Source organism: Paractinoplanes polyasparticus (genome assembly GCF_019710575.1).
In the GTDB taxonomy this organism is placed as follows: Bacteria; Actinomycetota; Actinomycetes; order Mycobacteriales; family Micromonosporaceae; genus Actinoplanes; species Actinoplanes polyasparticus.
Genome location: NZ_JAHWFK010000080.1, coordinates 1 through 25,446 on the forward strand (window position 1 = coordinate 1; position 25,446 = coordinate 25,446).

A 25,446-nucleotide genomic window follows, 5' to 3' on the forward strand; every position below is an offset into this window, starting at 1 on the left:
GCCATCGGACCCAAGAACCTCCCTCCGAGTTCTTCCCGGCTGCGCCGGGGATACAACAAGGCGCCTCGTGGCGCACCGGATCTGCCGCAGACAAGGTGCGCTGGGCGAGCGCGAACGGTTGCGTGACGACGGCGTCCGGCTCGACGACAACCTCATGAACGAGAGGACCACCCATTCTGCGCACGCATGGCAGTTGGGACGACGGCATGTCTGCCGTTAAATGCGTGGTTGTCAACCGATGATGGCGGCATGGCGCTTCTTGTTGAGATTCACGTACCGCTGCCGAGCCTTGAAGAAATGGAGTCCGGCCAGCAGCCGCATCCGGTCGTCTGGATCGACGAGGTGCAAGAGTTCCTCGCCGGGCTGGAAGAAGGTGAGGAGTTTGACGACGGTGAGGAGTACGGCGACGTCTACGTGTTCTTCATCGCCGGTGCGGACGAGTCGACACTGCTGAGGGCGGCATCGCGAGTCGCGGCCTTGGAGGGGGTGCCGTCGGGTGCCTTTGCAATGGTGACTGATGACGAAGCTGAGGAGTTCGGTATGGGGCGACGCGTCGACCTGCCGATCGCCTGACCCTGCGACGCGCAGACAGGAGGTTGTGCCACGGCGCCGTTGTTCCCGAGGTCATCGACCCACGGTGACCGACGTCCTCATCTGCCGCCGATAAAGCGCGTCCGCCCTCGGCACCGTTACTCGCGTGTGAGCGGCGCGCTGGCCTGGCGGGCCGGTGCGGCATCGTCGCGCCGCCGCGAACCACATGGCCTCGCGGCAGACGATGTCCCGCATCCTGCTTCCGGAACCGCAGATGGTCGGCGCGGTCCAGCTCTGAGACCTCCGCGGCTCGGCGTCAGGGCGCCCGCCCGGGCGGGCGCCCTGACCTTCAGCTCGCTGACTCGTAGATGGACCAGTGCCGTGCGTTCGATGTCCTTCGCAGCGCGGGGCTGTCCGCGAGGACTTGCTCGTGGACAGGGTTGAAGTAGGCGACGATCAGCCGTCTGGGATGTTCTTTGATTGAGCGCTCCAGGTTGGCCAGCACCGCGCTGAGCGTGTCGGGGCCGAAGGGGTTGAACAGGAAGACGACTGTCGGCGACGGAGGAAGGGTGTAGTCGACGGCGTCCGTGGTGACCACGGCGATGACCGGTTCGCTGTGGTTCGAGGCGGCCGCATACGCGAACGCGTTCGATCGCCCGACAGCGCTCAGCCGGGCGTCGAGCTCGACCCCGACGACGGGCCGGAACCCGTGCTCGGCGGCGAGAATCAACGTGCGCCCTTTCCCGCAGCCCAGGTCGACGAAGGCGAAGTCGCTTGGGGCGGTGACGGGCAGTTGCCGCATCAGAGTTCGGAAGTGGTGGATTGGGATCGGCGAGTATGCGACCGCGTCGTCGAACGTCGCCGCGGTCGTGGTGGCATCCACGGAGAGGCCTGCCGTGTCGAGGTTGAAGGCGCGGTCCAGGCGCCGTTCCCTCTGCCGGCGCACCGGCCGGGCGACCAGTTCGCCGAACAGCTGAGCGGCCTCGCGGACGGCGGCTGGTCGGCCGCCGTCGTCGTGTGCTGCGCGGACCGCGTTTCGGAACGTGATGGCACGCCGGCGGACAAGGTTCGAAAGGTGTCTATACGGTGGCATTTCGCTCCCTCCGCTGCGGCACTAGCCGCAGCTACCGAGAGTTGACGGCGGCCGGTGCCGCCGGAACAGGTGAGGAACGCAGGCGTACTCGCCCGCGGGCTTGGCCACGGGACAGGAACGTCAGCCGATCGGCGGTCCGCGGCCGGCGAGGGCGTACGCCCATAGGAATCGCCGCCACCGCCGCGGCCACCGGAGAGCCGCCGGCTGGGGCACAAGCGGCGTTGCCCATCGCGTGACATGCGGCCGCACCAGCGAGCGGACACCGTCGGTGAAACGCAGCGAGTAGAGCGAGGTTCCCGCACCGAACGCGGCGTGCAGAAGCAGTCCGGTCACGTAGACCGAAGGTGGAGTGCTGTCGACGCCGAGAGCCGCGTGTTCAAGCGCGTCAGCGGCGATGAACGCAACGGTGGACAGACCGGCGGCGAGGCGGACGAGATGGCACCTGCGCCGCCGGGAGACGGCTCGAGCTGGTGGGCCGAGCGCCGAACTGACCACGACGGCGATCAGCGACGCGCCGGCCAGCCCACCGGTCAGCACGGCGGCTGCGGCGGTGAACTCATGCACGTGATGGGCCGGACCGCTCAGCACGCCGTGGTGGCTATGGGCGATCAGCCAGAAGTTCAGGCTGTGCGCCATCAGCCAGCCGAACACGCCCACCGCAACGGCTGCGGCGGCGGCCCACACATCGGCCACGCACACCCTTGCCTGCCGTGCACCGCTCAGCATCATCGCCTCGCTACCAGGGGCTTGCCGCGCAGCGTAACGGCGCTACCTGAGTGCCACCTTGGAGCCCGGGCCCTACCCCGCGGCGTCGGTACGCAGCCCGGCGAAGGGCTCCCACGGCACATTGCGCAGCACAGTCGTGTAGAGCACGAACACCACCACGTATGTCATCACGACGCGCGTCGACGGGAGCCACGTCGGCAGCCGCACGCCGAAGGTGCTGCGCGCTGTCCAGGCGACCAGCCCGTACGCGGCGAACGGCACTACGACGAGCGCCGGCAGATGGAATCGGGCCGCTTGAATGACGCCGGCCTTCCGGCTGACACCTCCTGAGGTCTGCTTCACGACGACGCCCGGCGACGTGGGCAGCGGGATCGCGGCGGCAGTCGTCAAGGGGCGGCAAGCGGCTACTGAATGCTGTTGGAGCAGATCAGTGGTTCGATTCTCTCGAAGAGGTTCGTTATCCGAGATATGCTGCCTGCACTGAGATGTCCTTGATCGAGGCCGCAGGCGTGAACGACGTGGTGGAGTTGACGGACTTGTTCGTCAGTAGCCGTCCTTCGACAGCCGGCGTGGGCTAGGACGTCGCGAGCCGCGTAGCCGTCCTTAGTGGAGTGGCGCAAAACGCGAATGGCGATCACTTGCGACTGGGGATGGTGATGGCCGAGAGCGTCGATCAGACTGAGGCCCAGTCGAGTCCAGAAGACTGCTAACCCCTCTCCTGGCGGCTGCTGGTGGTAGAGCGTGTCGGTGTCGGCGTTGTCGGTGGGAATGCAAAGCATGCTCAAGCAGCTAGTAACGGCGTTCTCCCACGGTGCACCGGCGATGGTGTCGCGCAGCATGGCCTGGGCTTCGGCCGTGCGGCCTGCGAGCGAATGGGATATGACGGCGATTTGCCGGCCGTCGAACATCCTCTTTCCTATGCCTCGGTGGTGTGCGAGACGTTCGCAGGCTTCGTCCCATCGTTTTGCCGAGGCTAAAGCGTGGGATCCGGTGCCGAGCAGCACTTTCCAGGACCATTCGCGTAGCTCACGGTGGCTTTCCGGAGTAGCGGTGAGGTCTGCGGCGGTGATGGAGAGGCCGTCGACGGTGACAGTTGCGCGGTCCGTGACGGCCTGGTGGAGGGCTTCTAGCATCTTCCACGCGGTAGGGCCGTCGCCGGCTCGAATGCGCAGGCGAGCCAAATTAACCACGGGTTCAAGGGCGAAACGGCCGGGCTGGTGGCCGGCCAAGGCTAACCGGGCGAGCTGGTGGCACCACTGTCGGGCGAGGTCGTGGGCGCCGCAGTCCGAAGCGAGCAGGGCCGCTTTGTTGAAGACGTAGGTTGCGTCGGCGAGGTTGCCCGTGGCGAGGGCGGCTTCAGCAAGCGTGTGCATGTCGGCTATGCGGTCGGTTAGCGGGGTGCAGGCAGGTCGTGGCCGAGCGATCAGCGGAAAGCGCTGTGCGGTGGTGTCGTCCATCAGGCGGCCGCCGATCCGGTGAGCGCAGAGTGGGGCCCGAAGATAATGTTGCCGGCGGCTGCGGCGAGGGCAGTTTGGTCATGCTCAGGGACGCCTCGGCGGTTCCACATGAAGATCACGTGGTGGGTGAGGACTTCCCGGAGTCCACGGCACAGCTGTCCGCTTTCGTGGGTGCGCCGCAGCGCGGCGCCAGTGCTGGTAAATGCATCGAACAGGGCGCTCTCCCCGGCGAGCGCGGCATCGGCGTGGGTGAGGCTGTTCGGATCCACGATGAGAAGGTGCCGGACGGCGTCGCGCAATGCGTCGATGTGGGAGGGGTCGGCCGGATCACGGTGGTCGGCGACGCGGGACCAGACGTCACCTTGTTCGTACCAGTCGAGACCGGCCGCGCGCATCATCGCGCTGCACAGCATCATCGAAAGCTCGCGGGTGTGTTGCGGATGCGCCGCCGGCGGAGCCAGCAGGTGGCGGCTGTCGAGATGCCAGAGCCGGTGAGCCAGACGCATGGCCCGGGTGCCGCCAAAAGCGGTGGTCTCCGGCTCGTAGATCACGTAGGTAACTGTGGTCAGGTACTCGCAACGCTGCAGGCCTTCGAGAAGATCGCGGATACCAGTGGCTGGGTTTCCGCTGGTATGGGCAGGGAGGTAACGCAGCCGCCATTGGTGGCCCTTGCGAACGATGAACCAGGCAATGATCAGCCGGTTGTCTTCAGCGGCGGTCAGCACCGGGGTGACGTGGGTTACTGCGACCTGCTCAGCAAGATCCGGGTCAGTGAACTCTAAGTTTGCCTGCTGCCAGGCGATGCTGTTCATGGTGGCCTCCGCAGGAGAGGGTTACGCAAGCAGGAGGAACGCGTCCCAGGTGGTGAGGGCGGCCCCGGTGTAGGCCGTGTTCAAGGCGAGGGCTGTGCCCGCGGCGCCGTCCATGAGCTCGGGAGACTTCGGCGGTGCCATCCTCAGCTGCTGCGCCAGGATGTCGGCTAGCTGTGGAATCGCGGTGGTCAGTTGGCTGGCCAGGTCCGGGCTGGAGCTACTGGTGGCCGTGCGCCAGGCGGCTTGCAGCAGCCCGCCCTTGCCGTGGCACAGTCCAGGTTCGGGCAGCAGGGTTTGCTGATGCGGATCCCGCATCGCGGTCACCATCGCGGCTTCGGCTCGGCGGCATCTGACCGCGTCGTCGAGGGCGAGGCCGGCTAGTTGTTGGGCGCGAGCGGTGCCGGCAGTGCCGTAGCACCAGGACGGCCGGTGTGGCGTCGGCGGAGCTGGGTCGTCGGTGACGTATGCGGGCCACCAGGAAGCTCCGATGATGTCATCGCTCTGGCGATGCTGGTCGAACCACGCGCACAGTCGAGAGAGTGCGTCTATTGCGCCAGGCGGATGCTGGCCAGTGAGTACGGCCAGGGCGAGCAGGGCCGTGGCCGCGCTCATGCCATGGGCTACCCCGAGGTTGCCATGTCCGCGCGGGAAGCGGGCGTCGAGGATGCCGCTGAGGCCCTCGGCCAGCCACCACGGCGGACGTCCGTATGGTTCTTCTCTTTCTGCGGTCAGTCGGACCAGATAGCTGAGTATGTCGCGGGTGATTGGCGCATCGGGGTGGCGGCGCAGATGGTAGACCCCGAGTCCGGTCAAGCCGTGGATGAGATCGAACTCGCGCATGGTCAGCGGAGCATCGGTGTCCAGGCGGGTGAGCGCGGCGGATAGTCGGTGGCGGGTCAGGATGGTGGTCTGTTCCTCGAGAACAGCTGCCGCGCGCTGGTAGCCGCCGAGGGTAGTCGCGGTGTTGTGTAGCAGGAGAGCTAGGGCAGGCGCTCCGGCGAACAGGTTGGCGGCGGGTCCGGTGCTGACCGGCCCGGCTGCCGCCGCGCGGATCCAGCGATGGGCGAGGGCTTCGTCGCCGTACCCGGACACGGCCCGCTCAAGGTGCAGCAGTGCGATACCGGCGGCACCGCCGGCCAGCGATTGCGGATGGGTTCGGCCGTCGTCGGAGGCACCGATGACGGCTGGGTCGGTGAGCCGGTCGGCGATGGCGGCAACGCTGTCGCCCAGGTCCGTACAGGTTGCAACGGGGATGGTCATGAACGGCTCCCGGCTCGGGCTCCCCAGCTCAGCGCCGCGGCGCGAGCAAGGTGCAGGCAGACGGCTTCCGCGGCCCGGTCGGGGCCGGCGACGCGGGTGTGGTGCAGGTGCAACAGATCGGGAAGTAAGGCGGCCGGTTGGATGCCTATGGCGTGCAGGACCTTGCGGTAGTCGGCCAGCGCGGAAGCCCGCGACTGCCAGCAAGTGAGGATCGTTCTGCTGGTCGGCGCCGCCGCCAGGGCTGCTCGATCCGGGTCGGCCAGGTGCACAGCCTCGTCATAGAGGGCGCGCACCGGCGCCGGCCGTTGGGTGCGGACATGTTTGGTCAGCCAGCGGCGGGCCTCGTCCCGGCCGCCGAGCAACACGGTGGTGATGTCGAGCATGCTTGCCGCGGTCATCGCCTGCTGTGCTGGTCCGTCCCGGCGAGCGGTGGCGGTCAGCTGTGCCCGGACCGCGGCCGAGTCGGCGGCGAAAACCTGCTCCGCCGTCGGGTAGGCGTCGATGCCACCGAATCGGCTCAGCTCGGGGAAGTCGGTGTCCATCTGTGCTCGGCTGCTCAGTCCGTGTTCCCGAAGCTGCTGCACCCACCGCTGCGTGAGTGCCGGGTCGACGTCGGTCAGCCTCAGCCGTAGATGAGGGTCGGGATCGTGGTAACGCTGGAACCACCACGTGCCGGTGATGTGGTCGATCAACTGAGCGATGTGTTCAGTCAGGATTCGGTCCTGCTGTTCACCGGCGGCGTACACCTTCAGATAGCTGTGCGCGCCGCCCGGCAGCATGCCGTGGTGGCGCACGTCCACCACGTCACCGAGGCGTGGAGTCGGCACGGGCCCGGCTGTCGCGACCATCGGAATGACGATTTCGTGGGGTCGATCGTCGATCCAGCCCGCGCCGGCAGGTGCCTGGCGCAGCACCGCGACGTGATACCGCCGAACATAGTCACGGAGCAATATACGGTGAGCTGGTAGCTGTAAATCAATGACCAGACACTGGTCGCCGCTGCCAACTGACACTGCCGTTGGGCACCCGGTGACCTCACGCCACCGAGCGAGTTCGCGGTCCCAGACGTCGTCGCTGGCGGTGGCATCGGGCAGGTCGTCCCTGGTCAACCGCCAGCGAGCGGCGCTGAGCAGCGTCCTGCCGTAGCGGACCGCGGGCAAAAACGGCAGATCGTGGGCAGCCGGGCCCCACTCGAATGGGTGGCAGGGGGCCGACAGCGCGGTGGTTGCCTCCGCCAGGAACCTCACGACGGGCAGCATCTGCCGGTCTGGTGCAGCCGCTGTCATCGGTACGGGTTGCACCGGACGCCGCCGAGTCAAGCTGACCAGGTAAAGCCGGTACCTGTCGGCAGTGACGGCGATGTCCTCCAGTGGGATCCGGCGCGCATTGTTATCTGTGTGAAACTCCCCCACAGCGGTCAGGAACGGCAGAACCTGCGGTGCGCGGGCCACGTCCATGCTGATCGTGTAGCGGGTGGGCGCTGCAAGTTGCGAGATCAGCGATCCTTCGGCGATCGGCGGAGTCCCCATGGCGTACGCGGCGGCCATCCGATCCCGGTCGGCGGGATCCAGCAGGTCCAGGACCCGTCCGGTGGTGGTGCCCGCATTGCGCGAGACCCGCACCACCGACAACGTGAACCGGCCTGCCCTGATGTCGTCCAGGTGGTGTGCGTGGACCCGCACCGTCAGCTCGGTAGTGTTCTGCACCGTTTCCGCTTGCTCGAGCGCCAGGGCGGACAACAGCTGATCGTCCAGGAGGATCTCGTGCTGCCGCCTCAGTGCTGCGCGCTGTGCCAGTGCTACCAGCGCACGATCACGGTCGGTGACCGCCGGACCGGGTGCAGGGTTGGCGCCTTCGAAGCCGGCGGGGTAGCCGAGGCCGAGAACGGGATCGACGGCGTCGCGAACCGGAACCAGCGCGTACGAGCCGAAGCGTTCGAGGAACCGACGGTGCCACCGTGCCCAACCCGTTGGCGCCGGGACAGCCAACCGAGTCAGCGCGACCGCCGCTCGGCACGCCTCGGCCGGCACCTCCGGCGGCACAGTGACGTCGCTGTCCAGCCTGAGGTCGACGCCTAATGCAGGCTCTGATGTGATCGTTGCGGCCGTCGTGATGAACTCGCGTCGGCAGATGGCAGCCTCAACTTCAGTGGTGGCGGTATCGTGCCGCCGCTTTTGCTCCGCGAGCCGACTCAACGTCTCGCGGAGACTGGCTGAGCCGTCGTGCTCTCGAGGGGAGTCGCTGGTGGGAAGCCGCTCCAGCGCGGTCGCCAGGACGGCGAGCGGGTCCGTGGCCGTCATCGATGGGCGCAGGCTTGTCAGGAGCAGCTGCTGTTGCACCAGTTGGAGGACCAGCCGGTCGGCGGCTGCCGGTTCGGCAGCGCATCCGGCGGCGACGGTAGCGCTCAAATCCGTCCACCGGACTGGTCGGGCAGCGGCTGTCAACGCGATGGCGACGGCTACGCTGGCACGGACCCTGAGATGCTGCGGTGCTCCTGTCTCGGAGGTACTTGCGCGGTGTTCCAGCAGTAGATCACCGTCGCGCTCGGCGAGTAGATCATTGACCCGCAGCCACACGTGCGGCCGAATCCCGGGATCGGTCTCCAGGCGTGCCAGCACACCGGCAAACCACGGCATTCGGATCCGGGCTATTGGGCGGTGACCTGTGCCGACCCGGGCGACGCCGTACGAGCCGGTCTTGGCCGCAGCAACGCCGGCGAACAACCCGTACGGGGTGGCCCGGGTCGTCGCGCGGATGAGGTAGCGCATGACGGCCAGGACCACACGGCGGCCATCGCGGACCGACGTCTGTCCGGACTGCACGGCGCGGACCCGCTGGGTCAGGTCCGGGCTCGCGTGTTCCAGGGCTGAGGCGAATCCTGGGATCTGCAGGATCTGGCTCAGCCAGCGCGGCCACGTTGTCGCCGCGTCCTGGCTGCTCAGGTCAGGCCACCCGTCGACTTGCCCCGGCGAGCAGACGGCCGCGCGGATCAGAAGCGCGTTGTTCAAGCTCCGATACACGGCCCCTCCCAGCATGTTGTTCTGATCTGCACGCCAGGGGCACCCAGTCCGACCGGATGGCGATCCGGGCACCCCTGGCTCCGCACAGCTGCGACTTTGCGTCAGCAGCTGGTGCAGGCGGACTGGCAGGTGCTGCCGCAGCCGTCGTTGGTCATCTTGATGATGTGATCGACGGTGCCGCCGGCCTCGATGAACGTGATGTCCAAGTCCTCAATGCCTATGTTCGGCTGCGGGTCCTGGGCTGCCTTGGGAACAGTGGTGCGCTCAACGGTGGGTGCCGTCACAACAAACCTCCTGAAATCGGGGGGGTGGTTCTCCCAGCTAGTCGGCCGGAAGCTTCACTTTCAGGACCAGCTGACCGCGAGGGTGCCGTGGCTCTTCGTGGTTCGCCAGCCAGCCAGGCCGCTGAGGTCGCTGCCGGTCGGGTAGTAGACGATGCGGGCGGCGCCGCGGCGGAAATGGTCAGTGCCCCAGTCCTGAATCAGCGCGAGTAGCTGCTGGCCGACCGCCTCGGCGTCGCTTCCGTGCGCGCGTACGCCCGCCTCATAACCGCTGGCGAACCTGTCGCTGGCACGTTTGATCCGGTAGGCAAAGCTGCCGCCCTGCACGAGCGCGGGGATGCCGTGCCGCACCGCCGGGTCGACCAAGCCCGCGTCGACCGCCTTCTGCGCGGCATGCATCATCACCATCCCGGATCCGCCGGTGGTCAGCAGGAACAAGGCGAGCTCGTCGGGCATGTCAAACGGACTACCGGCCCACAGCTCGACGGCCGGCTTGTGCAACGCCTCGCGCAACACTGCCACATTGAAATCGGTCTTCTGCTGCGTTTCAAACCGCAGGCCGACGTCCTCGGTGACCTGCACCAGCTGCTCGCTGACCGCCCCGTCGCCCTGCATCGGCACGAAAGCGCCGAGGCGGTAGCTGTTGGCGGTCAGGGCCGAGCCGTTACGGTCGAAGGCGATCAGTCGGGTGATGCCGTTGAATCTCAACGGAACGACGATCCGCCCGGTCTCGGTGAGCTGTTCCAGCCACGATCCGGGAATGTCCCAGGCTCCCACCGTTACCAGGATCCGATCATAGGGTGCGTGCTCGGCGACACCGTGCTCGGCGTCGGCCTGTACGACCGTGACCCGCTCGTAGCCGGCTCGTGCGAGGCATTCCTTCGCCCGTTGAACCACACCGGCGTTGATGTCCACGGTCGTTACCCGCCCGCCCGGGCCGACGAGTTCCGCGAGTAGCGCCGCGTTGTAACCCCCGGAGCCAATCTCCAAGACGCTCATGTCCTGCTCGATGCTTGCCATCTCCAACTGAATCGCCTGGATGTGAGGGGCCGATACGACGCTGGACTCGGTGCCATCGGCGAACCGCACCGGTTCCAAGGTGGCGTTGATGTCGTACACCCGCTTGAGATCCTTCTCGCTCGGCGCGAACAGGTGGCGAGGCACCGTTGACAGGGCGGCCGCCACCGCTTCGGAGGTCAGCAGGCCTTGAGTTCGCAGAGACTCCACCATGGCGGCGCGCAAGGCAGTTGGGTCATTATCCTGGGTTACCGTCATGAGCAGTTCTCACTTCGCTTGTAGGTGCCCTAACGGAGGTCAAGTTTGGCAGGTTGAACGGCCGACGCGGTTCGGCCGGGCAAGACTGACCAGAACGCTCCCCAAGTAGATTGACCCCGCCGGGGAACTTTCCTTCTACCTATTGCGCCTGAGTTCGCCCAGGGGATAACTAGAGCGCACATCAAGCACTTCACCGTTGGAGCATGGCCATAAATACGACGAATTTCTGGCCCTAGAAAGAGCGTCTCTGCGACTCAACCGGGTTATTAATATCTTCTCGTAGGCGACTCGATCTGGCTATGCCGAACGGTGCATGATCACGATTCAAGCTCATGCACCGTTCCAGTCTCAGTTCGAGTTTTCGCACGGGCCTGACGACGTCCCGGGGTAGGACTACAAGATGTTCCAGCTCATCACTTGTTCTGAGCCTCGCTGAAGGCCTTCAATTCTGCGTTGGACTTCTCGAGCAGCGGGGCTGTCTGCCTGCGACTTCCGGGCGTTGGTGGCGATCATCTGCAGCTCTCGGAGCCGGCAGAGGTTTTTGAAGCTTTCGGAACCGCGTGGGTCGAAGCCGTAAGCATGGATGAAGTCGGTGAGGTGGGCGTCAGTGCCGAACCGGTGGCAATGTACGGAGACGGTGGCCACGTCCCACGCTCGTGGGCCGATGCAGGCGGCGTCCCAGTCCGCGAGGACTGGGGAGCCGTCCGGTTGGCGCAGTGCGTTGCGGATTTGGGGATCCGATTGAATAAGTCCGTAGCCGAGCGACGCGTCGATCTCGTGCCAGCTTGCCGTCAAGTCGGCCAGGCGGTCTTTGAGTAGCTGAGATTCTTGGTGGTTAAGGATGACGGACTGTTCGATGGAACGGCGGATGCTGCCGATGGGGTCCAGCCGCGGCAGTTCAAGTGGTGGTGCGTCGCGGATATCGTGCAGTCGCCGTAGTAGTTGACCGAGCTCGCCAGTTGTGATGGGTGTTGCGTCGAGTCGCTCCCAGACTGTGACGCCGTGTCCGGCCACCTTCATTGGCTGTTGGATCCCGCCAGCGAGACGGACGGTGGGGAAGCGGGTTGATGTCAGCCACTGAACCAGCGTGACGGTTTTTCTCAAGCGGTCGATGCTGATGGTGGGCGGCGCTATCTTGATGACGAGGTCGTCGAGTGAGTAGACGGCGTTGGTGTGATGCCGGATGAGGGTAGCTTCGTCCGGTGACCGGCCAAGGAGCTCGCAGACCTCGGCGAGCACGGGTCGTGTTCGCGTTTCGACGAACATGGACCCTCCTAGGCCTGAAGGACAGCTTGCCCTCCGTCCAGGATACGAGCCTGTCGACGACACTCACGAAGGTAGCCGTCGAGCTGATGCACAGCGCCGCGGTGTTCGACGCTCGGTATGGCGGCGAGGACGTCCTCTGCGCGGGTCAGGACGATCTCAGTGCGCTGCGGTTCGGCGAGACCGGCGATGGCCTGATGCGCGACGTTGGCTGCCTCCTGGACTCGTCTGTCGGTGACGAGACACCGTGCGCGATCCATGAGTATGAGGGTCGGATCGATCGATGGCGTCCCGCCGTTCTGGTATAGCTCTAGTGCTTCATCTTGGAGGCGATACGCGGTCGCGGTGTCCCCGTTCCAGGTTGCGGCGCCGGAGAGATAGAACAGCAGTCGCTTAGCAGGGAAACGGAACGCGGCATCGCTGTCGGCCTCCCCGGCATCGTCGAAAATCTTCTTGGCCAGTTCGACGGCCGCGCGCGCCTGTTCAGCAGCGCCGATGCGGGCCAGCGCCCGGGCTCGACCGGCGGCGGCCAGGGCGCTGGAGGCGCGGGCCGGGTGGGGTAGTGCCAGCGCCTCGTCGGCCAGTTCGATGGTGCGACGGGGGTCGCCGAAATAGAACGGCAGCATCGCCGCTTGAGCACGAACGAGCACGGCCAGCGGGATTTGCGCGCTGTCGTCGGCGGCGATGCGAGCGGTGCGATACCAGCTCTGCGCGTCGGATATCGCGCCGAGGCGCATCAGCGCGTCGGCCAACAGCGTCGCGAGCAGTGCCGCGCACGCGGAAAGTCGCGATTGGATGGCGGCCGGCTGGCGACGCCGTGACAGCGCGACGACTTCCGAGCACTCGGCTGCCATGGCGGTCAGCATCAACGCTGGCGGGCTCGAGGGGTAGTCCTGGATGTGGCGGTGGGTAGCTTCTTCGATGATGCGCATCTGCGCCGGTGACACGGTTGTCGCCGCGATCGCCTCATCGAGCCGCAGCCGAAGCGCCCGCAGACTCGCGAGTGGCGACCCCACCATCGCCAGGGGCGCATCGTCGTGACCGCTGCGGCCTGATGTCTCGAACCAGAGCATCTGCTGAGGGATGCTGAGCAGGTTGGCCCAGTACGTCAGCGTGTCGATCTGCTTCTCCGGCCGACCTCGCTCCATACGGCTGATCTGGGCTTGCGAACGTCCCACCCAGCTGCCGACGATTTCCTGCGAAATTGGCATCCCGTGGAAGGGGTGCCGCCGGTATGCAGCGACAAGGCGACCCATGTGTCGCTCCGCCGCGGCCTGCGTGATCTGCCCGTCGGCCCAGAAGGCTTCCGGAACTGAAGGTGGGCGCTGCCGAAGGCTGTCGAGACACTGAGTGCACGGCGGGCACAGCGATCTCGAGGTGGAGGCGGGGAGCAGTCCCCGGCATCGCACGCACCGTCGGGCAACAGGTGGCATTCGCCATCCTCCGATCTGTACTGGCAACTAACGGGTGCTGATGCGGCATATCCCCTTGACCAAGAATTTAAATGATGCAGCAGCGCGTCGTTGACAGGATGCCCCATCTGCTGGCAATCGTATAGGGCCGTTCATAGTTCGCCACCGCCCCGTCAACTGAGATCCGGTGTGGTTTTTGCGCGCCACTCTGGTCGGCCGTCAGCCCCTTCACCAGCTAGCGAGATATGAAGCCCCTGGTCACAGGCTCATTTACGATCTACTCGTGCGTGATCAGCAGGGATTCCGCAGGGTGGAATACGCCATGAATGGTGATCATGCATCTTTAGTCATGGCCCGAACACCGCCGATGGCCTAAGAATCTGAAGAACTGTTCTTGATCTCATGCCTGCCTACGTTTGTTCCCTGTCGATTAGTTCTGAGGAGCGGCGATGAAGTCTTTGCTCGCCAAGTGCGTGGCGTCGTGGGCGCGACGGTGGCCGACGGGCGAGAGGGTCCGCCGTGGCTGAGCGTCAGGCGCCAAGCCGTGTCTGCGTTGTCGCTGAAGCGTCCCTGGCGGTCTCCCCTCGAACGGCTAGAGCGTGCACATCGACGGCGCCTACGTCGGCTACATCCATGCGAGTGCCGCCCATCGAACGACAGGCGAGTCCGTGACGGCCATGCATTGGCACAGCCCCGTGCACGATCCCGCCCGCACACATTTCTCGACAGCGAACAACAGGGCACAGCGTCCAGAGTCCACATTAGACAGTTGTAACTCCGCGCCGATTGGTTCAGACGCACCGGCAAGTTCCGACACTGCCGGTGGTGGCCCGGCCAGCAGCGATCAGATTCGACATGTGAGAGGACCTTTGTCATGCAGTCTCTGGGGCCGGCCAGGCTCACCGACGATCTGTGGCTTGCGGCGCATGACGGTGTCAGAGGCAGGTTGCAAGTCAATGACCGGACGCTGGGGGTCGGGCTGGCCACCGGGTTGCTGGCCGAACTTGTTCACGGCGGGCATCTCGAGCTGCACGATGGTGTGTTGATTCGGACAGCGGCACCGACTGATGATCTGGCGTTGCGCCCGGTCCTGATCCAGATGGAAGCGGAGGAAGCCGACCTGGCGGCGGCTCGACCGGTTGCACCGCGCGCATCACCGCCGAACGTCTTCTTTGGCGACTGGCCAGCGCAGCCGGGCTACGGCCTGGGCCGTCCGCCGGCCACCATGTCAGGCCATCAACGAGAGGCGGAGCCCTCCGGCACGTGGAGCCCGCACCCGGGCCCAGCTCGGCACACCAGGCCGGGCCACGATCTCGGCACCTGGCTGGCGTATCTGTCCTATGACCGGCGTGCCGAGCGGCTGGTCATCGAGCGGTTGTCCCGGATGGGATTGGCCAAACGTGAGGAACGATCCCGGTGGCTGCGTCGTCCGGTGGTGGCGTATGTGCCGTGTGATTCGGTCACTGCGGCGAACCCGGCCAACAAGATCAGCACGGCAGTGCAGAACCGGAGACGGATGGATTGGCGCCGTCTGGATGGGACGCAGTTGTGCTTGGCCGGGTTGATCCTGGCCACTGGCCTGCACCACCACGCGTTCGCCACCTTAGACGCGGCTGACCGGTCGTATCTGACCGGCGAGATCCGCGATCGCTTGGACGAGCCGACGCGGACATTGCTGCGTGCCGCAGATGCCGCCGTCGGTGAGGCCGCCATGCGGTGACCCTCGGCTTCGCACCCCTTTGTTTGCACACACCCACCCCTTGTTCTGGAGGACCTCGTCGTGGCCGCTTCAACCTCTCTCGCGTCGCCGGGCAGCAGCGTGTCGCATGCCTTGGCCGCGAACCGGCTCGGTCCGTTCGCGATCGGCGCCGCCATCGCCTCGTCCGTGGCTCCGCTGACGGTGGTCACTTTGGTGGTCAGCACGGCGATCGCGGTCACCGGCCTGCTCGGCTTCCCGATCGCCGTCATCACGGTCGCCGCCATCTTGATGCTGTTTGTGGTCGGCTATCTGGCGATGGCCCGGCACATCCCCAACGCCGGAGCCTTCTACGCCTACGTCGCCCAAGGTATCGGCCGGCCGTTCGGGGTCGGCACCTCCTGGTTCGCCCTGGCCACCTACACCAGCTTCCTGATGTGCTGCTTCGGCGGATTCGGGGCACTGGTGGAACCACTGGTCTCGGGCTGGATCGGCCTGGGCGTCCCCTGGTGGGTGCTCTCCTTCGCCGCCTTGATCTTGGTGGCCGTGCTCGGCGCGAACGAGATCAGCCTGTCGGAGAAAGTCCTGGTGGCGCTGGTCGTCACCGAAACGATCCTGGTGCTGGTCTACAGCCTGGCCATCATGCTCACCGCCGGATTCACCTTCAACCTCAGCGCGTTGTCGCTGGACAACCTGTGGAGTCCCAGCGCGGGTGTCCTGGTCGTGATCGGGATGACCGCGTTCGCCGGGGTCGAACAGTCGGTGGTCTACATCGAGGAATCGAAGAACCCGAAACGCACCATCCGGATCGCCACCTACGCCACCGTGTCCATCATCGCCGCGGTCTATGCGTACGCGTCGCTGGTGCAAGTCTCCGCCGGCGGGCCGACCATCATCGAGCAAGCCACCGCCCAGGGTGGCGACCTATTCTTCAACCAAGCCGCCGGCACCCTCGGCCACATCGCGGTCATCGTCGGACGGGCGTTCCTCTGCACCGGGCTGATCGCGGCGGCGATCTCCTTCCACAACGCCGCCACCCGGTACGGGTTCGCGTTAGGCCGCGAAGGGGTCCTGTGGCGGGTGTTCGGTCGCTGCACACTCAAAGGCGCGCCGCGGGTCGCGTCGCTGGCCCTGAGCGCGTTCGCCGCCGTCGTGCTGATCGTGTACGCGGTGGCCGGGTGGGACCCGCTGGTCCAGCTGTTCTACCTCGGCTCCACCACCGGCGGGTTCGCCGTCCTCATGCTGTACACCCTGACCAGCATCGCCGTCATCGCCTTCTTCGCCCGCGACGCACGCGGCGAAGGCCTGTGGCAACGGCTGATCGCCCCACTGCTGTCCACCGCGATCCTGCTGTTCCTGGCCTACCTGGCCGTCACCAACCTGCACACCCTGTTCGGCGTCGACTCCGGCACCGGGCCCGCCCGGTGGGTGCCGATCGTCCTGCTGGCGATCTTCGCCGGCGGCACCGTGTACGGCCTGATCCTCAAACACACCCGACCGGAGGTCTATCAGGGCATCGGCTACGGCACCCGCAGCGCCACCGCCAGCGCCTCCGGCCTGTCCACCATCCTCTGAACGGAGCCCCCCGGCAATGAGCAGCACCAGCCCCACCACCGCCCCCGCCCTACGCAACGCCACCGAACCAGACGTCGACCTGGTCGCCGACATCGTCGCCGACGCGTTCCTGCACCTCGACGTGATCCGCTACCTCGTCCCCAACCCACAGCGCCGCCGCCCGGTGTCTCGCGCCTGGTACCGGCTCTACATCGCTCACGCCATCAACGGCGCCGGCCACGTCATCCTCACCGCCGACGGCTCCGCAGCCGCCGTCTGGTTCGACCGCACCCGCGAACCGACCGAGCCAGACGACTACACCGCCCGGCTGGCCGAAATCACCGGCGACGATCTACCACGCTTCCAGCACCTCGACGCGCAGATGGACGCCCACCACCCCACCGGCGCGCACTGGCACCTGCTGTTCCTCGCTGTGCACCCCAGCCAGTGGGGCCAAGCCCTGGGCAGTCAGCTGATGGCTCACACCCATCAGCGCCTCGACGCCGACGGCATTCCCGCCTACCTCGAAGCCACCAACCCGCAGAACCAGCGTCTCTACCACCACCACGGCTACACCGACATGACACCCCTGGAGATCCCGGTCGGCGACAGCGAACCGCTGCTGCGGCTGTGGCGTGACACAAACAACGACTGACTACCTGTCGTGGCGCGGCGGGCCTTGCCAATGCACGCCGCGCCACCCGGCTCTCTTTCCACCCCTGCCCGTTGTTGAAAGCCGAGGCATCATGCTCGCTGGCTACCCCTTTGCGCTCACCACGACCGCTGCCTCTGATGGCGTTGGCGGGCGACCGGTCGGGCGATTCGCTCGCGCTCGTAGTCGGCGGGGCACGGTGATGACGATCGGTCAGCTGCAGGACGCCGAGCCCGTGCCGGCGGCCCGGCCCGCAACCGACAGTGCTGTAGGCATGACACCGTCAGCCGGCACTCGAGACGCGGCCGGGGCGGTCCTCACCGGACACCGTGACGACGGCGCAGGCCTGTGCGCGGGCTGCCGTTCCCAATTCGGGCACCTCAAACCCTTCCCATGTGATCAGGCCCGCTGGGCCCACACCGTCCTCGGCGCCAAGCAGACAACATGGCCGCAGGCCGCGTCATGACCACCCGCCCGCACCAGCCCACCGGCCCGAACCCACGCCGTCTCGAGTCACCGGTCGGCACGGACCTCGACCAGCTCGACGCAGCCCTCGCCGACGCCCGGCTGCTGATCCAGGCGGGTGTCGCCTCGACCGCGGCTCGGCTTGTCGGCGCATATCTCACGCGGTTCGACCCGGGCGCCGCACCCACCCTCGACACCCTGATCGACGCGGCCGCGATCTACACCAGCCGGACACCCGACCCGGCATGGCTGCGCTACCTCGACCGCACTCGACCAAAGCCACAGGACACCGACACCGGGCTTGGTTCCGGCGACCCGGGCCGGGTCGTCGGCGACTGGCCATGGGCCCAGGCCCTCCCGGCGCCCCCACCGCAGATCAGCTGTCCGAGCGACACCGCCACCACACAGGCCGCGTCGCCCGCCGAGGGCTGGCCACGGGCTCAAAGGAGCCATGGCTGTTGGGCCTTCGTCAACCCTCGCCCGCGGGCAGCTGTCATGACCGCCGCTTGTACGACCCGTCAAGTCCGCGCCGACGGCAACGCCTGCCGCCCATCGGCATCACGGACTGCGCGGCGCCATGACGGTTTTCCTACCGCTGCCGGCGCTGCATCCACGCCTCAGCGCGGCGGTCGCGCGGGGCGCTGGGCCACCCGCAGGCGGCTCCCCCAGCCGCCGGCGCGGGTGAAGCCGGGACGCACCGTCGTCCCGGACGCCGGGTGCGTGCCACCCCGCCCATCTCACCGGGCACGCACCCGGCCCACTCACCACACCGGGCAGCACAGCCAGGGCGGACACCGATGAACCACCTCACCAGGCCCGGCCACGCCACCCGGTCCTCCACTCCCCTTCCCCGCCCCGGCACGAACGGAGGCGGTGTGACGGAGCTGGACCCCAGCGTCGCCAACGGTGCCCGCGTCCACAACTACCTGCTCGGCGGCAAGGACAACTTCGCCGCCGACCGCCAAGCCGGCGACGCGCTGCGTAGGGAGATTCCGGGCCTGCCTCAGATGACCCGAGCAACCCGCGAGTTCATGCGCCGCGCCGTCACACATATGGCCGGTGATGCGGGGATCCGGCAATTCCTGGACGTCGGCGCTGGGCTGCCCAGTAGCCCGAACCTGCACGAGGTCGCCCAGAACATCGCGGCGGACAGCCGGGTCGTGTACGTCGACAATGACCCGATTGTCGCCGTCCACGGCCGGGCCCTGATGACCAGCACCCCGCAAGGGTGCTGCCCGTTCGCTGAGGCCGACCTGCGGCAACCCCGCACGATCCTGGACCACCCGTCCCTGACCAGCACTATCGACCTGACCCAGCCGGTCGGACTCACGCTGCTCGGTGTCCTGGCACAGCTCGCCGACACCGACCACCCCGCCGCGGCCGTCGCGGAGCTGCGCGACGCGGTGCCCTGCGGCAGCCTGCTCGCGATCTCCCACCTGACCGCCGACTTCGCCCCCCGCCCATTCGCCAAGGCCTTAACCGCAGCCGCCAAGACCGGGATCAGGCTGTACCCGCGGCCCGAAGCTGCGGTGCACGGGTTCTTCGGCGACTGGGAGCTGCTCGAGCCCGGCCTCGTGCCGGTCTCGGCGTGGCGGCCCGAGGACGACAGCGAGGACCTGCCGACCGCCCACTACTGGGCCGGGCTGGCCCGCAAACCATGACCCACCGGGCTCCGCGACGGCCACCGGCACGACGGGCCAGCGAACACCGACAAGCGTACGAATGACAGGGAGACGCAGACTCGCCATGCCCCGCCACAACCCCAACGAGCTGATCGCGCAACGGCGCCGCCAGCTGCCCTCCCCGGCCCGGCCCGGCCAGTGGATGTCCCGCCGCGAACTGGCCGACACAGTCAACGCCGCCCTGCAAGAGCTGTACCCCGGCCAACCGGTCGACAGCCTGCTGGTCGACGACCGGTGGATCGGCTTACTCGAACGTGGCAACAGCTGCTGGCCACGAACTGAACGCCGCGCTGCCCTGCGCCGGGTATTCAACGCCGAAACGGATGCCGAGCTGGGCCTGACGGACCACCGCCCCACCGGTGAGTCCGAGCCCGCTCCCGCACGGACGGTCGATGGCGGGCTGGACCCTTTGACCGCGCATCCCGCCCGTCGTTACAACTACTGGCTTGGAGGCAAGGACAACTTCGCCGCTGACCGCGCGTCAGGCGACCTGATCAGAACGAAGTTCCCCACGGTAGTCAATGCAGCCCACGAGAACCGAAAGTTCCTGTACCGGGCCGTCACCGTGTCAGCTCGCGAGGGAGGCATCGACCAGTTCCTCGACATCGGATGCGGCCTGCCTCTGCCGGTCAACACCCACAACACCGCCCAGACGATCAACCCGGCGGCACGAATCATGTACGTGGACAACGATCCCCTCGTCATGGCCCACGCACGAGCACTTCTGACAGGTAATCCCGACGGGCGCACCGGATACCTCGAAGCCGACCTCCGTGACCCGGTCGGCCTGCTCAACCACCCCAGCGTGAACGCAGTCCTCGACCTCACTCGGCCGGTCGCCGTCCTGCTTGTCGCGGTCCTGCACTTCATCCACGACCACCACCAGGCCGTCACCATCGTCCGAGGGCTCGTTGACGCCTTACCCGCCGGCAGCCACCTGGTCATCAGCAACGCCACCATGGACTTCAACACCCCCGACGACAACGCCGCCTACGAAGAAATGCTCGCCAACCGCGACACCGATGCTCGAACCCGCACCCGCAACCAGTTCGCCGAATTCTTCACCGGCACACAGCTACTCGATCCCGGCATCGTTGCGGTCAGTCAGTGGAGGCCCGACCCGGCCGCTGACGGGCCGCCGCCGCCACCTCATGAGGTCGCGATCTACGCCGGTGTGGCCTGCATTGCTTAGCATCTCTGCCCCGCGGACATCGGGAAATCCGACCGGCAGGTCCTGGCACTGCGGCCGAAGCCCTCAATGGCGCAGTCACGGATGGTGCAAGCCGTATCGGGACCGCTGGCGGTGCACCGCCCCTCGATCCGCCGCCCCGTCAAACGGCGCGAGCCCGGCTTTGCCATAGCCGAAGCCTTGCAATGAAGTCCGGCGAACGCGCGCTCGACATGGACTGATCTGGATCCCGCGGTATGCGGCGCCCGCACCCAAGTGGCGCCCGTCATGCTTCCGGCGAGGCGAGCCTCGGCGCAACGGCGACGAGGACGCGAATCTGATAGAGACGTTCCCTGCCCGTATCGGTGATCGTGTACAGCTTGCTACCACTCGTCTGGGGAGTCTCGCTGATCATGTTGCGCCGGATCAGCCGGTGCCGGGTTCTCGTCAACTCTGACTCGCTGAGGTAGCGGTCTGCCAACGTCGTCATCTTGCGATGCAAGTCGGTATACCGCAGCGATTCGCTGTCGAGGCACATGAGGGCGGCGGCGTCCCAGAGGTGGTGCACCACATTCTGGATAGTTGCGAGCGCCTCATATTCTCGCCCGTCTAGGGAGTGCTGTCCGTCTGACCTCATCGAGCTACGCCTTCTGCGGGTGGAGTGCTGGATGCCCGATCTCCTGGATCAAGCACTATGTGGGGCGGGCGGCGCGCCTCCCTTCGAATCCTCCTTTTCCAAATTCAGGAGCAGCGCGGCAGCCGTCCGCCGTCTCTCACATGATCAGCTATCGCGACGCCCTGACCGGAGGCTGATCTCGCGCGGGCGATGACACGCGTCCGACAACGAGCGTCCAGCGAGAACGCGCGATCTCGCCCTGCCGAGTGGCCGATCGGCACTCGGCTGCGCTTGACAATGACCTAGGTCGCGCTGTGCTACGACCGTTCGGCGACCCACCAGCCGACAGTGAACACACCGGCGGCACGGGCAATGTCCAGGCTGTGCTTGCCGGCCATGATGAGGTCCTGTGAACGTCCGTCGTAGTCCCGCCAAGCTTGTGAGGGCTCGGTGCTGCCCAGGCAGAGTTCGTCGGCGAACTCGTCGCGAGCGTGGGTGACGACGAACCCGGCTCTTTTCATCATTTGGGCGTAGCTGTCGAGGGTGCCGAGATCGGCCAGTCGGAAATACTCGCAGACGGGATTGATCAGTCGCGAGATCTGCTCGGTGGTGCGGTGTGGCCCGAAGGGCCGGTGGATCCAGTCCAAGCCAACCAGCCGGCCGCCGGGCTTCAGAATCCTGTGCGCTGCGGTGAAGAATGCATGTTTGTTCGGCAAGTGGCAGACCGATTCCATGAACATCACCGCGTCGAAGGTCTCGGACTGCCAGTCGACGAAGGTCTTGTAATCATGGTCACCGATGGTCTTGAAGCTGACCCGCTCGCCCATGCCGTGCTGGGCGGCGAGGCGTCGGGCGTATCGATTGATGGAGTCGGTGTTCGACACGCCAACGATCGTGGCGCCGGAGGTGGCCGCGAGCTCGACCGCGGCGCCGCCGTACCCGGATCCGAATTCCAGGACCCGGCTGCCGGCTTCGAGGCGGGCATGGCGGGCGAGGCGATGCAGCATCGCCAGCTTCGCCTCGTGCGCTGTTCCGCCGGCCTTCTGGACCGACCAGTCGCCGTGGAACCACATGTCGCCCATCAGTGCGTGGTAGGCGCGCGCGGCGGCTTCGCCGCCGGGGTCCTCGGAGTAGAAGCGTCGGACGTCGCTCTCGTGGCTTTCCGCTACCGTCATGATGACCCTCTCGAGGGAAGAGATCGGGACCCTCAGCTGCGGGAACTGAGATCATCAAAGATGATGCCGGTCTCACACGGTGATTACATCGCCACAACGCGGTAAACCCGTCCACATTGGATACCTACTTTCGGGTAAGATCCATTGATGATCGTTGCGGGTATCAAGGGGAACCTGCCGTTGGACATCACGCCGTTCGTCGGCCGCGACGACCTCCTGGATCGAACATCCCGCCTTCTCACGCACGTCCGGATGATCACGTTGACCGGTCCGCCCGGGGTCGGGAAGACCCGCCTGGCGCTGAAAGTGCTCCAGCGAGTGAAAGCGGATGTGGTCTGGATGATCGATATCCGGGCGCTGGCGGATAAGACACGCGGTAATGCCGAGACCCTGTACGCGCATTTGGCGCTGGAGCTGGGTATTCGGCACCACGGGCCCGCCGACTTGATGATCATTGTCAAGCACTTGCAGGAGCGGCAGGTCGTGCTGGCGTTGGACAACTGCGAGCATCTGGTCCCGGAGGTTCGCGCCTTCGTACGGACGCTTCTGGTGGCGGCGCCTCAGGTACGTATTCTGGCCACATCCCGGCAGGTGCTGGCGGTCGAGGGTGAGTACACGGTGGTGGTGCCGCCGTTGCGGTTGCCGGACGCGGTCACCTTGTTCATCGAGCACGCTGCTGCTGCGGGCGCAGACCGGGCGAGCCTGCTCGCGGACCCGAACGTGGACCTGGTGTGCCGCCGGCTCGATGGGCTTCCACTCGCTGTCCGGCTGGCTGCGGGACGTATCCCGGCGTTGGGTGCAGCCGATCTGGCGATCCTGCTCGACGACCGGTTCGCCACGCTCAAGGCGATCGAGCGCGTGGTGGAGTGGAGTTACCAGCTGTGCGAGCCGGACGAGCAGCGGCTGTGGATGATCGCGTCCATCTTCGCCGACGCCTTCTACTTGCCGGCTGTCACGGCCATCGCGACCTCCGCCGGTATCGCATCCGACCGTGTCGTCGACCTGGTCACCGGGCTGGCGCAGAAGTCCGTCCTCACCGTCGACACCGCCAACGGTGCCAGCCGCTACGGGATGCTCGACACCGTCCGCGAGTACGGCCGCGACCGCCTGGTCGAGCGGGGCGATCGGGCAGTGTTGCAGGGCCTGCACCGCGACTACGTCCGTAGCCTGGTCGCCGAGGCCGCCGCCGGCTGGCTGGGACCCAACGAGTTGGACGTTATGGCCGGCGTGCACCGGCAGATGTCCGAGATCATCGCCGCGGTCGACCATTGCGTCGCCGACGGCGACCTGCCTTCCGCGCGCGCGATTCTGCGGGATCTGGTGCGCTGCCGGGCCCCGTTCTTCTGGGGCTCGATGGGGCTGGTCAGCCAGCAATTGCAGGGCGTCATCGACGCCTCGTACAACCAGGTCACGGATCAGGCCGACGCCGCGGATCTGGCGGCCACGGTCGCGTTGGCGGGATGGGTCACGGTCACCATCGGCCGGTCCGACGATGCGAACCGTCTGCTCGCCAGCAGCGAAGACCTTCTGGTTCGGTGGGACCTGCCGACGATCGCGCCGATGGTCTTCGCCGACGGCGGGCGCAAGGCGCTGGGACTCGGTATGCGCGAGGGCATCGGCCTGTTGTCAGCAGCGCGGGGCTTGTTCCACGACTCCAGCTCTGTCGGCGACCGTCACATGGCAACCATGGTCTGGGCGATGGCGTACGGATTCTGCGGAGAACCCGACGCCAGCCGCGAAGCGAGCCATGCCTACCTGAACCAGGCCATACAGGCCCGTGCGCCGTGGGCTGTCTCCTGGGCCTTGTGGACCAGCGCTCTTGCCGCCCTGCAACGTGAGGACTGGACCGCTGCCGAGGACTTCATCGGTCAATGTCTGCGCCTGCAAAGCAAGATGGACGACCAGTGGGGACAAACCTGGTCAGTCGAACTCGGCGCCTGGATCACCGCAGCACAACTCGCCCAAGCGGCGAAGCCCAAGGAACAGGCGCGCCGCGCTGCCTGGCTGCTCGGCGCCGCCCAGGCCCGTCAAGACAAACTCGGCGTGGCCCTGACCGGGCTCCGCCCTTTCGCCGCCGGGCGAGCCAAGGCGCAGGCCAGAATCGCCGATGTCCTCGACGAACTCACGACGGCGGCAGCCACCGCCGACGGCCGCCGACGCCATACCCACGCCATCAGCGTGGCCCTCGGTGACCCTGTGCCGCGCGGGCCACGAGCTGCCACACCGGACGGGCTCTCCGACCGCGAACGTGAGGTCGCCGAGCTCATCGCTCAGGGGCTGAGCAGCGCCGAGGTAGCCCAGCAGCTCCACATCGCGGCGAGCACGGTCGATACCCACGTCAAGCGGATCATGGCCAAGCTCGGCGTCCGGAAACGGGCAGCCCTGGCCCTGCACGCGAGCATCAACGCGCGACACAGTACGGAAGCCGACCGTGTTGCCCGCCCCATGACATAGGGCCGAGCCGACGAACGGGGCGTACCCGCCGATGCCGGGCCAACGTCAGGCGCCGGATAAGTCTGCACGTGAAGGCGGCCCAGCGCCGGGCGTCCTGCAACGCCGGCTGCTGGGCCGCCTGTGTCTTGCTGAACAGAGGTTGTGTCCCCCAGCGCTCAAGCCTGGCGGTGGAACGCCTCGACGACCGGGATCGGGATGCGACCGCGATCAGAAATCTCGTGACCGTTGCGGGCGGCCCACTCCCGGATCGCTTTGTTCTGATCCCGGTTACTGAGGTGCGTGGTGACGGCCGCCGGTCCGCTTCCCCGACGACGGGTGGGCGTGGCACGGGCAACTCGTGTTCCGGCCTTGATGTAGGGCTCGAGCCGGGACCTGAACTCGTCCACATTCTTGTCGGACAGGTCGATGCTGTAATTTATACCGTCGAGAGAGAACTCGATGGTTCGGTCGGCGTTCCCACCATCCAGGTCGTCAGTGAGAATCGTAATGACTTGCCGGACCATATGTTCTCCCCCTCGCGAAAACGCGTTCACGTAATCAATAGCCGCATGATGTGTTCCGGGCACCATACCCGGGGCGTTTAGGCACGCTACCTCAAATACACCATTTATGCCATGTGGTCAGTTGCCGAAGGTAGCCCGTGGGAATGCGCCCCGGCATCCCGAATCTAGTGGCTGGCGTCGAACTCTCCGTCCTTGGCGCCGCCGACGAAGGCGGCCCATTCGGCGATAGTGAACATCAGACAAGCGCCGTTGGGGTTTTTGGGGACTGTAAAACAAACGGCTCTGGCGCTCTTTCGGTGGTGACCGCGGGTGATCTCAGTTGAGGAGGATGCGGTGGCGGAGCAGGGTGAA

Annotated in this window: 22 protein-coding genes; 7 read left to right on the top strand and 15 right to left on the bottom strand. The window is 66.6% G+C overall.

The genetic code is table 11. The features are described 5' to 3' along the window. The first annotated feature begins 249 nt into the window (after nucleotides 1–249). Nucleotides 250–573, top strand: coding sequence for a hypothetical protein (locus KXC43_RS48780; protein WP_221383151.1), 324 nt, complete (start codon nucleotides 250–252; stop codon nucleotides 571–573). Between the two features lie 307 nt (nucleotides 574–880). Here the strand turns inward: KXC43_RS48780 and KXC43_RS48785 are convergent, their stop codons facing one another. The 11 genes from KXC43_RS48785 to KXC43_RS48835 form a co-directional block, all read right to left on the bottom strand. Further along, nucleotides 881–1,624, bottom strand: coding sequence for a class I SAM-dependent methyltransferase (locus KXC43_RS48785; protein WP_221383152.1), 744 nt, complete (start codon nucleotides 1,622–1,624; stop codon nucleotides 881–883). Between the two features lie 120 nt (nucleotides 1,625–1,744). Beyond that, entirely contained in the window at nucleotides 1,745–2,317 is a 573-nt protein-coding gene (locus KXC43_RS48790) for a hypothetical protein (RefSeq protein WP_221383153.1), read from the bottom strand. A 105-nt stretch (nucleotides 2,318–2,422) separates the two neighbouring features. Continuing rightward, entirely contained in the window at nucleotides 2,423–2,740 is a 318-nt protein-coding gene (locus KXC43_RS48795; RefSeq protein WP_221383154.1) for a hypothetical protein, read from the bottom strand. A 14-nt stretch (nucleotides 2,741–2,754) separates the two neighbouring features. Next, complete coding sequence (locus KXC43_RS48800; protein WP_221383155.1) at nucleotides 2,755–3,807, bottom strand: hypothetical protein; 1,053 nt, start codon at nucleotides 3,805–3,807, stop codon at nucleotides 2,755–2,757. Beyond that, nucleotides 3,807–4,619, bottom strand: coding sequence for a thiopeptide-type bacteriocin biosynthesis protein (locus tag KXC43_RS48805; RefSeq protein ID WP_221383156.1), 813 nt, complete (start codon nucleotides 4,617–4,619; stop codon nucleotides 3,807–3,809). Before KXC43_RS48805 ends, KXC43_RS48800 begins: the two co-directional genes overlap by 1 nt. A 21-nt stretch (nucleotides 4,620–4,640) precedes the next feature. Next, entirely contained in the window at nucleotides 4,641–5,879 is a 1,239-nt protein-coding gene (locus KXC43_RS48810; protein WP_221383157.1) for a lanthionine synthetase C family protein, read from the bottom strand. Continuing rightward, entirely contained in the window at nucleotides 5,876–8,899 is a 3,024-nt protein-coding gene (locus tag KXC43_RS48815; RefSeq protein ID WP_221383158.1) for a lantibiotic dehydratase, read from the bottom strand. The genes KXC43_RS48810 and KXC43_RS48815 overlap by 4 nt, the downstream gene beginning before the upstream one ends. 101 nt (nucleotides 8,900–9,000) lie before the next feature. Then, nucleotides 9,001–9,183, bottom strand: coding sequence for an FxLD family lanthipeptide (locus KXC43_RS53145; RefSeq protein ID WP_308129599.1), 183 nt, complete (start codon nucleotides 9,181–9,183; stop codon nucleotides 9,001–9,003). Nucleotides 9,184–9,243: 60 nt separating this feature from the next. Continuing rightward, entirely contained in the window at nucleotides 9,244–10,455 is a 1,212-nt protein-coding gene (gene fxlM, locus KXC43_RS48825; RefSeq protein WP_221383159.1) for a methyltransferase, FxLD system, read from the bottom strand. 393 nt (nucleotides 10,456–10,848) lie between these two features. After that, nucleotides 10,849–11,721, bottom strand: coding sequence for a phosphotransferase enzyme family protein (locus tag KXC43_RS48830; RefSeq protein ID WP_221383160.1), 873 nt, complete (start codon nucleotides 11,719–11,721; stop codon nucleotides 10,849–10,851). Between the two features lie 8 nt (nucleotides 11,722–11,729). Beyond that, on the bottom strand, nucleotides 11,730–12,974 hold the full coding sequence (locus tag KXC43_RS48835; protein WP_221383161.1) for a hypothetical protein: 1,245 nt from the start codon (nucleotides 12,972–12,974) through the stop codon (nucleotides 11,730–11,732). Between the two features lie 1,030 nt (nucleotides 12,975–14,004). Between KXC43_RS48835 and KXC43_RS48840 the strand changes: the two genes are divergently transcribed. From KXC43_RS48840 to KXC43_RS48860, 5 genes are all read left to right on the top strand, one after another. Continuing rightward, nucleotides 14,005–14,850, top strand: a complete 846-nt coding sequence (locus KXC43_RS48840) for a GOLPH3/VPS74 family protein (RefSeq protein WP_221383162.1) — start codon at nucleotides 14,005–14,007, stop codon at nucleotides 14,848–14,850. A gap of 60 nt (nucleotides 14,851–14,910) precedes the next feature. After that, on the top strand, nucleotides 14,911–16,401 hold the full coding sequence (locus KXC43_RS48845; protein ID WP_308129600.1) for an APC family permease: 1,491 nt from the start codon (nucleotides 14,911–14,913) through the stop codon (nucleotides 16,399–16,401). Between the two features lie 16 nt (nucleotides 16,402–16,417). After that, nucleotides 16,418–17,035, top strand: coding sequence for a GNAT family N-acetyltransferase (locus KXC43_RS48850; RefSeq protein WP_221383163.1), 618 nt, complete (start codon nucleotides 16,418–16,420; stop codon nucleotides 17,033–17,035). 1,337 nt (nucleotides 17,036–18,372) lie between these two features. Continuing rightward, the gene (locus tag KXC43_RS48855; RefSeq protein WP_308129601.1) at nucleotides 18,373–19,158 is read left to right on the top strand and encodes an SAM-dependent methyltransferase; all 786 of its coding nucleotides are present in this window, start codon (nucleotides 18,373–18,375) and stop codon (nucleotides 19,156–19,158) included. Nucleotides 19,159–19,243: 85 nt separating this feature from the next. After that, nucleotides 19,244–20,371, top strand: coding sequence for an SAM-dependent methyltransferase (locus KXC43_RS48860; protein WP_255646144.1), 1,128 nt, complete (start codon nucleotides 19,244–19,246; stop codon nucleotides 20,369–20,371). 262 nt (nucleotides 20,372–20,633) lie between these two features. Here the strand turns inward: KXC43_RS48860 and KXC43_RS48865 are convergent, their stop codons facing one another. Next, the gene (locus tag KXC43_RS48865; RefSeq protein WP_221383165.1) at nucleotides 20,634–20,918 is read right to left on the bottom strand and encodes a winged helix-turn-helix transcriptional regulator; all 285 of its coding nucleotides are present in this window, start codon (nucleotides 20,916–20,918) and stop codon (nucleotides 20,634–20,636) included. A 362-nt stretch (nucleotides 20,919–21,280) separates the two neighbouring features. Next, nucleotides 21,281–22,138, bottom strand: a complete 858-nt coding sequence (locus tag KXC43_RS48870; RefSeq protein WP_221383166.1) for an SAM-dependent methyltransferase — start codon at nucleotides 22,136–22,138, stop codon at nucleotides 21,281–21,283. A 147-nt stretch (nucleotides 22,139–22,285) separates the two neighbouring features. On the opposite strand from KXC43_RS48870, the gene KXC43_RS48875 reads away from it, so the two are divergent. Beyond that, nucleotides 22,286–24,592 carry an ATP-binding protein gene (locus KXC43_RS48875; protein ID WP_221383167.1) on the top strand — a complete coding sequence of 769 codons (2,307 nt, stop codon included), beginning with the start codon at nucleotides 22,286–22,288 and terminating at the stop codon, nucleotides 24,590–24,592. Between the two features lie 155 nt (nucleotides 24,593–24,747). Here the strand turns inward: KXC43_RS48875 and KXC43_RS48880 are convergent, their stop codons facing one another. Next, entirely contained in the window at nucleotides 24,748–25,095 is a 348-nt protein-coding gene (locus KXC43_RS48880; protein WP_221383168.1) for a histone-like nucleoid-structuring protein Lsr2, read from the bottom strand. 164 nt (nucleotides 25,096–25,259) lie between these two features. Beyond that, on the bottom strand, nucleotides 25,260–25,446 hold a 187-nt coding region (locus KXC43_RS48885; RefSeq protein ID WP_221383169.1), incomplete at its 5' end, for a DUF397 domain-containing protein.

Coding starts and splice junctions, on each gene's coding strand:
- KXC43_RS48780 (WP_221383151.1), top strand. CDS start 250: ATGGCGCTTCTTGTTGAGATTCACGTACCGCTGCCGAGCCTTGAAGAA.
- KXC43_RS48785 (WP_221383152.1), bottom strand. CDS start 1,624: ATGCCACCGTATAGACACCTTTCGAACCTTGTCCGCCGGCGTGCCATC.
- KXC43_RS48800 (WP_221383155.1), bottom strand. CDS start 3,807: ATGGACGACACCACCGCACAGCGCTTTCCGCTGATCGCTCGGCCACGA.
- KXC43_RS48805 (WP_221383156.1), bottom strand. CDS start 4,619: ATGAACAGCATCGCCTGGCAGCAGGCAAACTTAGAGTTCACTGACCCG.
- KXC43_RS48810 (WP_221383157.1), bottom strand. CDS start 5,879: ATGACCATCCCCGTTGCAACCTGTACGGACCTGGGCGACAGCGTTGCC.
- fxlM (WP_221383159.1), bottom strand. CDS start 10,455: ATGACGGTAACCCAGGATAATGACCCAACTGCCTTGCGCGCCGCCATG.
- KXC43_RS48830 (WP_221383160.1), bottom strand. CDS start 11,721: ATGTTCGTCGAAACGCGAACACGACCCGTGCTCGCCGAGGTCTGCGAG.
- KXC43_RS48835 (WP_221383161.1), bottom strand. CDS start 12,974: ATGGGTCGCCTTGTCGCTGCATACCGGCGGCACCCCTTCCACGGGATG.
- KXC43_RS48840 (WP_221383162.1), top strand. CDS start 14,005: ATGCAGTCTCTGGGGCCGGCCAGGCTCACCGACGATCTGTGGCTTGCG.
- KXC43_RS48850 (WP_221383163.1), top strand. CDS start 16,418: ATGAGCAGCACCAGCCCCACCACCGCCCCCGCCCTACGCAACGCCACC.
- KXC43_RS48860 (WP_255646144.1), top strand. CDS start 19,244: ATGCCCCGCCACAACCCCAACGAGCTGATCGCGCAACGGCGCCGCCAG.
- KXC43_RS48870 (WP_221383166.1), bottom strand. CDS start 22,138: ATGACGGTAGCGGAAAGCCACGAGAGCGACGTCCGACGCTTCTACTCC.
- KXC43_RS48875 (WP_221383167.1), top strand. CDS start 22,286: ATGATCGTTGCGGGTATCAAGGGGAACCTGCCGTTGGACATCACGCCG.
- KXC43_RS48880 (WP_221383168.1), bottom strand. CDS start 25,095: ATGGTCCGGCAAGTCATTACGATTCTCACTGACGACCTGGATGGTGGG.